Consider the following 13482-nt stretch of genomic DNA (forward strand, 5'->3'; position numbering starts at 1 on the left):
TCTCATGCCAGATTGCTCTGCTTTTTTCTGACACAGATCCCTGGACGCAGACATTTGGGCACAGACAAAAAAGAAAACCGGCTACGCATCGGCCCGAAAATCGGAATCGATTTTCGGGCCGATGCGTAGATTCAATAGGTTAGAGCGTTCTTGGTGCGTCCGAATGGATGCACGGCGCTCTATACGCCGGGTTCCACTGTGTCACTCTTCAGGCTGGCCGTAATAGGCTGTAGCCCCGTGCTTTCGAAGAAAGTGCTTGTCCAGCAGTTCCCGCTCAATCGCCTGAAGTCCCGGATTAAGCTGCATCGACATCCATGCCATATGCGCAATGCACTCTACGGCAACAGCCACTTCAACCGCTTTGGCAACCGTTTTACCCCAGGTAAACGGAGCATGCCGATTAACCAGAACGCCGGGAAAATCAAGCGGATTCAGTCCACTGAACCGTTCCAGGATCACATTGCCGGTTTCCCATTCATACCCACCTGAAATTTCTTCCGGCGTCATTTTCCGAGTCACCGGGATTTCACCGTAGAAATAATCGGCGTGGGTTGTCCCGAAATTCGGGATCGGCTTTCCGGCCTGTGCAAAGGCTGTGGCACGGGTCGAGTGTGTGTGCACAACACCGCCGATCTCTTCAAACGCCAGAAGCAGGCAGCGATGCGTCGGCGTATCGGAGGAGGGCCGAAGATTGCCCTCCACGATTTTGCCCTCGAAATCGACGATCACCATGCTTTCAGGTGTCAGATCGTCATAATCCACACCACTTGGCTTGATGGCGAAGACACCCTTATCACGGTCAGCAGCACTGGCATTGCCGAACGTCAGATTGATCAGGCCCTGACGCGGCAAGGCCAGATTGGCCTCGTAGACCTGTTCTCTGATGTCCTTGTACATCATCGCGAAATGCTCCCTTTAAGCCTTGATACCCAGTCCGAGGTGCCAGTAGATTTCATTGTTGCGCAGATCCTGCTTGAAGCGATCAAGGCGCGTATCATCGTCGATCACAGCCAGCTCGATACCGGCCATGGTGGCGAAATCTTCCAGCATTTCGGTGGTTACATCATTGGAATAGGCCGTGTGGTGAGCGCCGCCAGCCAGAATCCAGGCTGAAAGTGCGGTCTTGAAGTCCGGTTTGCATTCCCAGACCGCCCGCGCAACCGGCAGGTTCGGCAGATCGGGATGTTCCACCGATGTCACTTCATTGACCAGAAGACGGAAACGGTTGCCCATATCCATCAGCGAGGCATTCAGCGCCGGGCCAAGCTTGGAATTGAAGACCAGCCGAACCGGATCCGCCTTGCCGCCAATTCCCAGCGGGTGAATTTCCACCGACGGCTTGTCGCGGGCAATCGATGGGCAGACTTCCAGCATATGAGAGCCGAGAACCTGCTCCTGGCCGGGTGCCATGTGATAGGTATAGTCTTCCATGAAGGATGTTGCACCGGAAAGCCCGTGCCCCATCACCTTCAGTGCACGCACCAGCGCGACGGTCTTCCAGTCACCCTCACCGGCAAAGCCATAACCTGCAGCCATCATCCGTTGTGCGGACATGCCCGGCAGCGTCTCCATGCTGTGAAGGTCTTCGAATGTATCGGTGAAGCCCTTGAATTCGCCAGCTTCGAGGAATTTCTTCAATCCCAGCTCCTGACGTGCCGCTTCGAGCAGCGAGGCGTGGCGATCACCACCCTTTTTCAGGATATCCTGAACATTGTACAGATTTTCATATTCAGCAGCGAGAGCGGCCACATCGCTGTCGGAAATCTCGTTCATCACATCAACGAGATCCATAATTCCGTAGCCATTCACAGAGAAGCCAAGCTTCATTTCAGCGGCCACCTTGTCGCCTTCGGTGACGGCAACTTCACGCATATTGTCGCCGAAGCGGCAGAAACGGCCACCCTGCCAGTCGTCCCAGGCGCGGGCTGCACGCATCCACGCATCGATGCGTGCGTGAACGTCCTTGTCGGTCCAGTGCCCGGCAACGACCTTGCGACCAAGGCGCAGACGCGTATGGATAAACCCGGCCTCACGGTCGCCATGAGCAGACTGGTTGAGGTTCATGTAATCCATGTCGATGGTATCCCACGGCAGGTCGCGGGCATACTGGGTGTGCAGATGCATGAACGGCTTGACCAGCTGCGACAGACCGCGGATCCACATTTTCGACGGCGAGAATGTGTGCATCCACAGGATCAGACCACCGCATTCAGGATCGGAATTCGCACGCACGCAAAGCTCAGTCGCTTCCGACGGGCTTTTGACGACAGGCTGCGGCACGATTTCGAGCGGAAAACCGCCTTCTTTCGAAAGCGCATCGGAAATGGCGCGAAACTGCGCATCGACTTCCGCCAGCGCTTCGGGACCGTAAAGATGCTGCGAACCGCAGACAAACCAGATTTTAAGAGGCTTCAGGCCAATCATTGTTCAAATCCTTCCAGGCAACTTTATTCAGGTCTTTCCGGATGCGAACGACCGGATCTTCGCGTCATCACGGTCGCCGCTTCCGTTTGTGCAAAGCTTGCTCGTCTTAACGCAGCACAGCTTCGCGGATATCAATCAGTTCTTTCATCACGCGCGACATGTCGGCATCCCGCGTGATGCCGCCAAAGCCGTCGTGAAGCGTCAGGTAAAGGCCATAGAGTTCCTCATAGACCTTCACATTTTCCGGATTGGGCTCGTAGCGAATATCCTTCAGTCCCGTCATCGCCTTGGTGGTTTCGCCAATCGTTTCATGTGCGCCACCAACAGACGCAGCAGCTATGGCGGCCCCCAATGCACAGGTTTGCGCCGAGCGGGTGACGAGCATGGTACGGTTCATCACATCGGCATAGATCTGCATCAGCATCGGGTTCTTTTCGGCAATCCCCCCGGCACAAACGACCTTGTTGATCGGAACGCCATAATCCGTCATGCGCTCAACAATCGCCCTTGCGCCAAAAGCGGTCGCTTCCACCAGCGCCCGGTAAATTTCGGAACGCGTGGTATAAAGCGTCTGTCCCATGATCAGGCCGGTGAGGCGCTGATCCACAAGGATCGTCCGGTTGCCATTGTTCCAGTCCAGCGCCAGAAGGCCGCTTTGACCGGGTTTAAGCGCCGAAGCTTCCGCGGTCAGCTTGCTGTGAAGGGCGGCATCGCCTTCGCAAACGCGCTCAACCCACCACTTGAAGATATCGCCAACCGCAGACTGGCCAGCTTCAATTCCGAAAAAGCCCGGCAGAATGGAACCCTCAACAATTCCGCAAACACCGGGGATTGTGTCGGATTTCGACAGATCAACGATGGCACAGTCACAGGTCGAGGTGCCGATTACCTTGATCAGCATGCCTTCTTCAATGCCGCAACCAATCGAACCCAGATGGTTATCAAAGGCACCGGTTGCGATCTTGATACCTGCCGGCAGGCCCAGCTTTTCCGCCCATTCGGCTGAAAGCGCGCCAGCCGGGACAGAGATATCCTGCGCCGTATCATAAAGACGGTCCCTCAGATCCGCGATCTTGGGGTCGAGCTTGCCGAGAAATTCCTTATCCGGAAGTCCACCCCATCTGGGATTATAAAGGCCCTTGTGTCCAGCAGCACACACGCCGCGCTTCACATCTGCCGGGTTTTTGACTCCGGCCAGAACGGAGGGAATCCAGTCGGCAAGCTCAACCCACGAGGCCGCCGCATCAAACACTTCAGGGGCAACATTCAGGCAATGCCAGATCTTAGACCACCACCATTCAGACGAATAGGTGTCACCGACCATGGCGAGGTATTCGGGCCGCTCGGCCTTTCCGAGTTTCGTGATCTTTTCAGCCTCGCGCCAGCTGGTGTGATCCTTCCAGAGCCAGCAATAGGCATTCAGATTGTCCTTGAATTCCGGTACCATGGAAAGGGCGCCATTCTCGGCATCGACCGGCAATGGGCTGGAACCAGTGGAATCCACTCCGATACCAATGACCCTGGCGGCATCGAATTTCTCGTGTTTGGCAGCCTCGGCGAGAGCGCCGCGAATGCTGACCTCCAGCCCTTCAAGGTAATCTGCAGCACTCTGGCGGGCCAGAAGCGGATCCGCCGGATCAAGCAGAACGCCCTGATCGCCGCTGGGATAGTTAAAGACATGCGTGCCGTATTCAAAGCCGTCATCGCAGCCGACAACGAGAGCGCGGACCGAATTGGTGCCGTAGTCAATGCCGATGGAAAACATGGAGTGCCTCACCTTGGATTAAGTCTTGTTCTTGTCTCGAACGCTGCACCGCAGTTCTGGAATGCGGTGCAGAATTCTAAGGATTTAGTCAGGCCGCAGCCGTTCGCGCAGTGGTCAGCTTCAACAGGCCTTTCTGGAGCAGAATGAACAACAGCAGCAGAATGCCGATTGCCATTTTTGTCCACCAACTGGAAAGCGTACCGTCGAAAACGATATATGTCTGGATGAGACCCATCGTCAGGACACCGAACAGCGTGCCGAAAACATAGCCTGCACCGCCTGTTAAAAGCGTGCCGCCGATGACAACCGTTGCAATTGCTGTGAGCTCCGTTCCGACCGTGGCCAGCGGATATCCCGAGCCCGTGTAAATCGCGAACACGATTCCCGAAAGACCTGCCATAAAACCGGAGAAGGCATAAATCATAACCGTCGTGCGGCCAACCTTTGCACCCATAAGCTTTGCAGTCTGCTCGCCACCGCCAATGGCGAAAACGCTTGCACCGAAACGGGTCTTGTGGGCCACGAAATGACCGATAACAAAGGCCACAAGCATGATGACACCAATCAGCGTAAGCCGTCCTTTTCCCGGCATCAGCCAGTAAGCGCGCTGCAGGGTTTCAAAAAACGCGTTGTCGATCGGCACTGAATCAATCGTCAGCATATAAGCAAGCCCACGCGCCAGAAACATGCCGGCCAGTGTGACAATGAAGGCGGGCATGCCGAGCGTATAAATCAGCCATCCCATGGCTGCGCCGAAAGCGGTCGTCAGCACCAGAAGCATGGCAAAGACCACCATCGGATGCAGACCGGTATCGCGCAGCATCACGGCTATGAAAACGCCGGCAAAAGCAACGACGGAACCAACCGAAAGATCAATCCCGCCAGACAGGATCACCACCGTCATCCCCACTGCGACAATGCCGAGATAGGCATTATCTGTCAGGAGGTTACCGGCAACACGCGTTGACAGCATAAACGGAAACTGAACGTAACAGACCGCATAGGCCAGAATGAAGATCGCGATGGTTGCGTAAAGCGGATAGAGACGCGGATTTTTCATTTGCTTGCCTCCCGCAGCTTAGCCTCACCCGATTTTCCGCCACCGAACAGATTCTGCTTCAGGAATTTCAGGTCTCCGGTGACATTGGGTGATTGCAGGACGAGGATGATAACAACAAGTGTTGCCTTGATGACGAGGTTGTATTCCGACGGGAAGCCCGCCAGCAAAATTCCGGTATCGATGGTCTGGATGATCAGCGCGCCAATCACCGAAGCCGAGATCGAGAACCGCCCGCCCATCAGCGAGTTGCCGCCGATCACTGTTGCCAGAACGGCATCAAGCTCCAGCCACAAACCGGCATTATTGGCATCCGCACCGCGAATATCCGCGGTGATGATGATACCGGCCAGCGCAGCGCAAAGGCCCGACGCCATGTAGACGGCGATCATCAGCACACGTGCATTAATACCGGCAAGTGCACTCGCCCGGCGATTAATGCCGATGGATTCCACCAGCATGCCCAGTGCTGTGCGCCGCATGATGAGAATGACCAGCGCTGCTGTGATGATCCAGATCCAGGTTGGGACCGGGATACCGAGCACATCGCCCGAACCAAGAAAAGCAAAGCCGGGCAGGTTGAAGGTCAGAATGCGACCCTCCGTGATCAGTTGCGCGATGCCGCGCCCCGATATCATCAGGATCAACGTTGCCACAATTGGCTGAATGCCGATAAAGGCAACGAGAATACCGTTGAAAAGCCCGGCGGCCAGACCGGCAGCAAGGGCCATGAAAATCGCCGCAAACATGCCATATCCGGCGACAATGGTTGCCGCGGCAACGGCACCGGTAATGGCAATCACGGTACCGACAGAAAGGTCGATACCCTTGGTCGCAACGACAAGCGTCATGCCGATGGCAAGCAGCGCCACCGGTGCTCCACGCTTCAGCACATCGATAACCGGGCCAACAAAGCGGCCATTGGAATAATCGATCTGCATAAAGCTCGGGAAAAAGATACTGACCAGCGCCACCAGAACAGCCAGCGTGATCAGCTGCGGGATAACCCGTTTCAGTCCTCCGGGCATCAGGCCGCCTCCTCTTTGTTTTTCTTCTCGGAGCTGGCAATCGCCTTGACGATATTCTCCGATGCAATTTCCGAACCCGTCAGCTCGGCCACATGGCGACGATCGCGCACAACGATCACGCGGTCAGAAACAGCAATCAACTCATCCAGTTCGGAAGAAATGACCAGGATCGACATGCCTTCAGCCGTGATATCGCGCACAAGATGCAGAATTTCGGCATGTGCGCCGACATCAATACCGCGGGTCGGCTCATCGAGGATCAGGAAGCGCGGGTTCATCACCAGCCAGCGCGCCAGCACAACTTTCTGCTGATTGCCGCCGGAAAGCTCGCCCACAGCCTTTTCCGGGCTTGAGGTTCTGATATCGAGTTTCTTGATATAATCGGCGGCAAGACGATCCTGCTCGGACCGTGGAATAGGACGCGCCCATCCACGCCGCGCCTGAAGGGCAAGCGCGATATTCTCGCGGATCGACAGATCGGCAATGATGCCGTCCGTCTTCCGATCCTCCGGCGCAAAGCCAAACCCGCAGGCGATGGCATCACGCGGACTGCCGATCTTCAATGGTCCGCTTGAATCGGAAATCGTGCCCGTCTGGGCTGTATGCACGCCGAAAATCAGCTCCGCTGTTTCCGTACGACCGGAACCAAGAAGACCGGCAAGGCCCACGACCTCGCCCTTGTGAACCTCAAGATCGAAAGGTTCAACATAGCTTTTGCGGCCAACGCCTTCGAAGGTCAGAAGCGGTTCCGCGCTGACACGGCCTTCTGTTGCACGGCGTGTTCCTCCCTCTTCTTCTTCATCGAGTGAACGACCAAGCATGTGCTCGATCAGCTTCACACGGTCCAGATCGGCGGTCACTTCGGTTGTGATCTTGCAGCCATTGCGCAATACCGTCAGCCGGTCGGTGATTTCAAACACCTGATCGAGAAAGTGCGAAACGAAAATAATGCCCAGTCCCTTGTCGCGCAGCTGGCGCACGACATCGAACAGCATTTTCACCTCACGCGTATCCAGACTGGCGGTCGGCTCATCAAGAATGAGAACCTTGCCGGAAAGAGCCACGGCCCGGGCAATGGCAATGATCTGCTGAATGGCAACCGAATAGGAGCCTAGATCGCGGGAAACATCGATATCGAGGCCGTAACCTTCCAGCATCGCCTCGGCGTCGCGCTTTTGAGCGCGTGCATCGATAACGCCGAAACGACGTTTTTCCCGGCCAAAGGTCAGATTCTGGGCAACCGTCAGGTTGGGCAGAAGGTTCACTTCCTGGTAGACCGTACCGATTCCCAGTTCCTGCGCTTCCGATGTCGAGCGCGGAGAAATCTGCTTGCCTTCCAGTGTTATCGTGCCTTCGTCACGGGTATAGGCGCCGGTCAGACACTTGATCAGCGTCGACTTGCCCGCACCGTTTTCGCCGAGCAGCGCGTGTACTTCACCGGCTGCCAGTTCGAAATCAACGCGGTCGAGCGCCTTCATACCAACGAAGGTCTTTGTAAGATTTTGAATGGTGAGAAGCATTTTTTAGCACCCTGGCGCAATCCTTCGGCGCGGTTAAGCGCCGTCTTGTGATGCGGCCGGGGTGAAAACACCCCGACCGCGTCCGGGAGGATGGATCAGTAGCCAAGACCCTTGCGACGTTCGTATTCACCTTCCGGATCATCAGCCTGAGTATAGATTTTTGAATCCGTCTGGATGAATTTCTGTGGCATTGTGCCATCAGCCCAATAGGCTTCCAGTGCATCAAAGGCGGGACCAGCCATGTTCGGCGTCAGTTCCACGGTGGCATTGGCTTCACCATTGGCCATCGCCTTGAAGTAATCCGGAACGCCATCAATTGATACCGTCAGAATGTCCTTACCGGGCTGCAGACCAGCTTCCTTGATGGCCTGGATTGCGCCGACCGCCATGTCATCATTGTGCGCGAAGAGGGCGCAAATGTTTTCGCCGCCATTTTCAGCCTGAATGAAGCTTTCCATGACTTCCTTGCCGCCAGAACGGGTAAAATCGCCAGTCTGACTGCGGATGATCTTGACGTTTGGATGATCGGCGATTGCCTTTTCAAAGCCTTCCTTGCGCTCAATCGCGACGGACGATCCCGTCGTACCCTGAAGCTCGACAACGTTGCAGTCCTTGCCGTCAACCGTGTCAACCAGCCATCCGCCAGCGACTTCGCCTTCATGTACGCTGTCCGCACCGACGGCGGTCATATAAAGGTCGTCCGAAGCATCGATCTGGCGGTCGAGCAGGATGACAGGAATGTCCGATTCCTTGGCTTCTTCCAGGGCACTGTCCCAGCCGGTGGCAACAACGGGGGCCAGCAGAATGGCATCAACGCCCTGCGCCACAAAGGCGCGGATTGCAGCAATCTGGTTTTCCTGCTTCTGCTGAGCGTCAGAGAATTTCAGATCGATGCCGCGTTCTTCAGCCTGCTGTTTGGTCAGCGTGGTTTCGGCTGCGCGCCAACCCGATTCAGAACCGATCTGCGAAAAGCCGACGGTCTGAGCCGAAGCGGCCGCGGCAAATGCCAGGCTTGCAACTGTTGCGGCGAGTAGAACTTTCATGAAACATTTCCTCCTGTTTCAAACGTAAGCGGCACCGGCAAACGGCAAGCCGCTATCGTCTTCCGGCAACCCTTTTCAAAAGGCGCCGGTCTCCCCAATGGCCAGCCTTCCGCCGCAAACATAAGACGGTGGAACGCACTGACCTCGAATTGTCCGAAGTCTCCCCCCGGAGATAACCTGCAGCATTTCCTCCTGTGCAGGTCTGACAGGCTTTGTGCTCTTGCGGTACCGCATGGAACGGGCCACACTGACCCAAAGCATGTCCTTCTGACAGCGAAAGTGTTGCAATTGTAACGCAACTGGACAAATGAATAATCGTTTTTCTGATATAGCAGAATTGGTATGAATGATCTGAACAAGGGCAATGAGCGCGTCGGACAGGATGAATTCATCAGGCGTGGCCTGCGGTTTTCGCAGCTCAGACTGATCTCGCTTCTTGACCGGAAAGGGCAGATTTCATCTGCCGCAGCGCAGCTTGGCATGACCCAGTCAGCAGCATCTCGGCTGCTGTCCGAGCTTGAATACACAGTTGGTGCCAAACTCTATGAACGCCACGGGCGCGGTGTGGTTCTCACCGAGGCGGGGCAGGCTCTTGCACGGCAGGCGCTGATCGTGCTCAATCAACTGGATGGCGCGCATGATGAACTGGCGCAAATCGTTGAGGGCGCACGCGGTCTTGTGCGCGTCGGCGCGGTAACCGGTCCCTCGCTTGATCTTGTCATGCCGGTGATCAGGCAGCTCAGGGCTGGCTATCCGGGAATCGAAATTTCCGTTCTGGTTGATACCTCTGACAAGCTGGCAGAGGCTTTATTCTCGTACAATCTGGATTTCTATATTGGCCGCTTACCGGAAGAAATGGACGCGAAGTCTGTAACCATGCGCCCGATCGGTGTTGAGCCAATCACCATGGTCGCGCGGCTGGACCATCCACTGGGCCAGCACCACACCATTTCGATCGGCGACTGCCTCGACTATGACTGGATTCTGCAACCCGTTGGCTCGCCCATGCGACGATCAATCGAGTCTCATCTGCTCGCAAACCGGTTCACCCTGCCCGAGCATGTCTTCGTGACCGCGTCGCCCTTGCTAGCGTTATCGATCATCAGTGAGACCGATGCTGTGACCCCGATGGCCAAGCCTGTCGCCGATTTTCTCTACAAAGGCGGGTCGCTGGGTGCCAATATCTGCAAACTGCCGGTTCGTGAGCACATTGATGTCAGTCCTTACTCGATTATCCAGCGCGCCTCCGTGGTTCAGACGCCACCGGTGAAGCGGGTTCTGGCTCTGATCGAAGAGGAGCTTGAACGGCAAGGCGAAGAACGGGACTCATCCGAAACGTCCTGACCATCGGAAGCGTTGACAAGCCACCGGCCGCCCAACAACACACTTTTCATGCTCTGAAACGCAGTATAACCATGAACGTCTTACCGCCTGAGAAAACCACTGCTGACCAGGCTTCCTTCGAGGGTCTCATATCCGCGATGAAAATTGCGATCATCGGGTTTGGAAAAATCGCGCACGACGAACATGCGCCGGCAATTGCGGAAAGTGGCACCTTTTCGCTTGTGGCTGCTGTCAGCCGTGGCAAAGGCCCGGCCGGGCTGCCATGCTTTCAGGACGTTGAAACATTGTTGCATTCAGGGCCGGATTTCGATGCGGTTTCGATCTGTCTGCCGCCACAGGTGCGCTTCGATGCCGCTGCTGCAGCGCTTTCAGCGGGCAAGCATGTGCTTCTGGAAAAGCCGCCGGGCGCCACACTCGGCGAGGTCGCGCAGCTCGGAAGACTGGCTGAAGCCAACAACGTCAGCCTTTACACCAGCTGGCATTCACGCCATGCACCGGGCGTTGAAAAGGCGCGTATCTGGCTTTCCGGAAGGACAGTTCAGCGGTTTCACCTGTCCTGGTGTGAAGATGTGCGCATCTGGCACCCCGATCAGCAATGGATATGGCAGCCCGGCGGAATGGGTGTTTTTGATACCGGTATGAACGGGCTGGCACTGGCAGAGGCAGTTTTGCCGCAATCCTTCGCGCTGAAATCCGCCCGGCTTGATATCCCTGAAAACCGTTTTGCGCCTATTGCGGCAGGCCTGGATTTCACCTGCACAGACGGCACCGGTTTACGCGCCGACTTCAACTGGTCGCATTCCGGAGCCGACCACAAGGCTCTGATTGCGGAAACGGCTGAAGGCATGCTGATCCTGGACAAAGGCGGGGAGCGGCTTGTCATCAACGGACAATGCCTTATCGATGAGCCGCAGCGTGAATATGCGGCAATTTATAACCGTTTTTCACATCTGATCGCCGCAGGGGAAAGCGACATTGACACCACACCACTCGCCCATGTGGCCGATGCTTTCATGATCGGAGAACGCAAAACCGTCGAAGCGTTTGAAGACTGATCAGAACTGCTTGGTCAGAAATGCCGCAAACGTACTTTTGTTGTAGTCGTAAAGATCGACATTCGAAAAATTCTGGCCGTAGGCATATTCCAGGCGCGGAGCGAACCCCTTGAATGCGAAATTTCTGAATGTCGCACCAACAGCGACATCGATGCGCCGGTCGAGACGCGGTTTTGTCATCAGCGGAAAATCGCCGGCATAATCGCGCAGGGTTCCGCCAATCTCGATGTCAGTCAGAATGCCGCCAGACCATTCACGCGCATATTTGGCATTCAGATTATATCCAGCGTAGGAGTTATGATCCTTCTTCGCATGAACATAACTAAAACCACCGCCAACACGGATACTGCTTGCCGAATCCAGCGCGTAACGATGATTTATGCTGAAACCGGTGCTGTAGCCGTCATAAGCGTCCATATTCGTATAGTCGAGCCATTGAAATGCAACATTGGCAGATGTCACGCCGAAGGCACCGAAGGAACGGCGGACAGAAAACACCGGACCAAAGCCGGTGCGATATGGTTCATTGCCCATCAGCACGTATTCGCCTGTGAGGCCACCACTGAAGATCCACGGATCCATTCGCCAGGAGAGCTGTGAAAAGCCGCCAAACTGCGTTTGGTTATAGGTTGCTGCCTCATAGGCAAGGCCAGTCACAGAGCCGCCAAATGTCAGAGACAGATCGTCCTGCAACTGAAACGAGTATGTACCGTTGAGGCCGTAATTCAGCCCGACGCCACTTTCCGCCTTCGTGCCGGGTCGCAGCGGAATGCCGCCAACCTGAATCATATCCTGATCCGTCGCATTCGAGATGTTGGTGCTCGGCGCAATTGCGATATAGCCACCGAGCGTCCAGGGCCGGTCGATATTCACGCGGTCAATAAAATCCTCGTAAAACGAACGCAGGGATTCACTTGGCGCGGTATCCGCCAGCATCTGAAAATGATAGAGCGCCGCCTTCTTCTCGCCCATCAGGGACAACGTATGCGCCAGTTCCTGCCGCACGCGGGAAAAATTCGGCTCTTCAATGAGGATATCGCGCATGAGAACGGCGGCCTCTTTAAGGCGGCCTTCGTGCTTGAGGATCAGCGCACGGGTAAACTGTTGCGACAGCGCCGATAACGCCGGGTCGCCGGACAGCTGCGCGGAAAGCGCCATCGCCTCTTGATACTGCCCGGATTCAATCAGAACCTTGATCTGCGGAAACGGGTTCGCCGCCACTTTAGCCGGGGCCCCCGCAGCAAATCCGAAGCAGAACGCTGCAACATACAAGCACTTCAAAAATGAAAATTTTCCGGCAGCTGGACGCATGAAACACTCAAATACGCGAAGAAAAGACCAAGAACCGGTCAGTAATTTACAGACCGGTTTTCATGTGCGCCCGCAGATTGGCGATGGCCTCGAACAAACGGGACAAACGTGCGCACTATCAGCGCGTTCTCTCACCGACGAAATTACCAAGCATACCGGCGCCGTCCAGTCCATTGTCGCCATTGATCAGATATGTCCCGGCCATGCCTTTCGCATTGTCGCCATAAAACCCGCCATCAACACCGGATGCGCCCTGGTCGATCAGGCTTCGGTCTCCATTCAGAGCGATTGAGCCGTTGTTGGAGCTGAAATTTGGCCCATCGATGGAGCCATCAAAGGTAACATCACCCACGCTGGTTGCCATGGCACCGTTCATGGATGCATTTCCAAAGTCCACATTCGCGGCGAAACTGCCTTCAATATCATAGACATCATCGCCAGGGATAGCGGCGATGCCAAAGTGACCACCTTCATAGCGGGCTGTGCCGGCGCGCGGCATATTGGTGGTCATGCCCTCGGTTGCGCGATAGGTCGAAAAAGTCGAATTCGTACCGCCGCCATCAACCTCGATCAATGCCACAACCGGTTCATCGCCGTTGATCGACGGATCGTCAAAGCTGTCCAGAACCATATAGGCTCTTGCACCGTCATCGAGATCGGCAACATACTGATCGCTTCCGTAATCGTAGTAGAAGGTTGCCTCATCACCGCTGTAAGGCCCCTCGTCAACTCGGACAGTCACACTGTCATCGTCATTGAGGCTGATGTTTGCTTTGGAACGGCCCGAGCCGTCAAAACGGTCCGAATAGAAATTGGTGTCAGCATAGTAACCGACTGCGTTCGAGGCGACGCCGTTGCTGCCGCCACCGCCGCCGCACCCTGCCAGAAACGCGAGCGATGTCGCCCCCAACGACGTCAATAGAACTTTTCTCATG

Annotated in this window: 11 protein-coding genes; 2 read left to right on the forward strand and 9 right to left on the reverse strand. The window is 55.7% G+C overall.

The features are described from left to right. Positions 1 to 201: 201 nt before the first annotated feature. The 7 genes from araD to ytfQ all read right to left on the reverse strand — a co-directional run bounded on the left by araD (position 202) and on the right by ytfQ (position 8837). Positions 202 to 900 carry an L-ribulose-5-phosphate 4-epimerase AraD gene (gene araD, locus EDC90_RS02175; protein WP_348633646.1) on the reverse strand — a complete coding sequence of 233 codons (699 nt, stop codon included), beginning with the start codon at positions 898 to 900 and terminating at the stop codon, positions 202 to 204. 15 nt (positions 901 to 915) lie between these two features. Continuing rightward, positions 916 to 2424, reverse strand: a complete 1509-nt coding sequence (gene araA, locus EDC90_RS02180; RefSeq protein ID WP_132308080.1) for an L-arabinose isomerase — start codon at positions 2422 to 2424, stop codon at positions 916 to 918. Between the two features lie 106 nt (positions 2425 to 2530). Beyond that, entirely contained in the window at positions 2531 to 4189 is a 1659-nt protein-coding gene (locus tag EDC90_RS02185; RefSeq protein WP_132308082.1) for a ribulokinase, read from the reverse strand. An 88-nt stretch (positions 4190 to 4277) separates the two neighbouring features. Next, positions 4278 to 5249 (reverse strand): galactofuranose ABC transporter, permease protein YjfF, encoded by a 972-nt coding sequence (yjfF, locus tag EDC90_RS02190; protein WP_132308084.1) that lies wholly within the window; start codon positions 5247 to 5249, stop codon positions 4278 to 4280. Next, a complete protein-coding gene (locus tag EDC90_RS02195; RefSeq protein WP_132308086.1) occupies positions 5246 to 6274 on the reverse strand; it encodes an ABC transporter permease in 1029 nt (342 codons plus the stop codon). The genes yjfF and EDC90_RS02195 overlap by 4 nt, the downstream gene beginning before the upstream one ends. Beyond that, positions 6274 to 7794: a sugar ABC transporter ATP-binding protein gene (locus tag EDC90_RS02200; protein ID WP_132308088.1), complete on the reverse strand. Its 1521-nt coding sequence runs from the start codon at positions 7792 to 7794 to the stop codon at positions 6274 to 6276. Before EDC90_RS02200 ends, EDC90_RS02195 begins: the two co-directional genes overlap by 1 nt. A gap of 95 nt (positions 7795 to 7889) precedes the next feature. After that, positions 7890 to 8837 carry a galactofuranose ABC transporter, galactofuranose-binding protein YtfQ gene (ytfQ, locus tag EDC90_RS02205; RefSeq protein WP_132308090.1) on the reverse strand — a complete coding sequence of 316 codons (948 nt, stop codon included), beginning with the start codon at positions 8835 to 8837 and terminating at the stop codon, positions 7890 to 7892. 342 nt (positions 8838 to 9179) lie between these two features. On the opposite strand from ytfQ, the gene EDC90_RS02210 reads away from it, so the two are divergent. After that, positions 9180 to 10181 (forward strand): LysR family transcriptional regulator, encoded by a 1002-nt coding sequence (locus EDC90_RS02210; protein ID WP_132308092.1) that lies wholly within the window; start codon positions 9180 to 9182, stop codon positions 10179 to 10181. 71 nt (positions 10182 to 10252) lie between these two features. Continuing rightward, entirely contained in the window at positions 10253 to 11236 is a 984-nt protein-coding gene (locus EDC90_RS02215) for a Gfo/Idh/MocA family protein (protein ID WP_245510894.1), read from the forward strand. Here the strand turns inward: EDC90_RS02215 and EDC90_RS02220 are convergent, their stop codons facing one another. Beyond that, complete coding sequence (locus EDC90_RS02220; RefSeq protein WP_165972710.1) at positions 11237 to 12457, reverse strand: porin family protein; 1221 nt, start codon at positions 12455 to 12457, stop codon at positions 11237 to 11239. A gap of 208 nt (positions 12458 to 12665) precedes the next feature. Then, on the reverse strand, positions 12666 to 13481 hold the full coding sequence (locus tag EDC90_RS02225; protein WP_132308096.1) for a transferrin-binding protein-like solute binding protein: 816 nt from the start codon (positions 13479 to 13481) through the stop codon (positions 12666 to 12668). Position 13482: the final 1 nt, after the last annotated feature.

The sequence above is a fragment of the Martelella mediterranea genome (genome assembly GCF_004342225.1).
GTDB classification, from domain to species: domain Bacteria; phylum Pseudomonadota; class Alphaproteobacteria; order Rhizobiales; family Rhizobiaceae; genus Martelella; species Martelella mediterranea_B.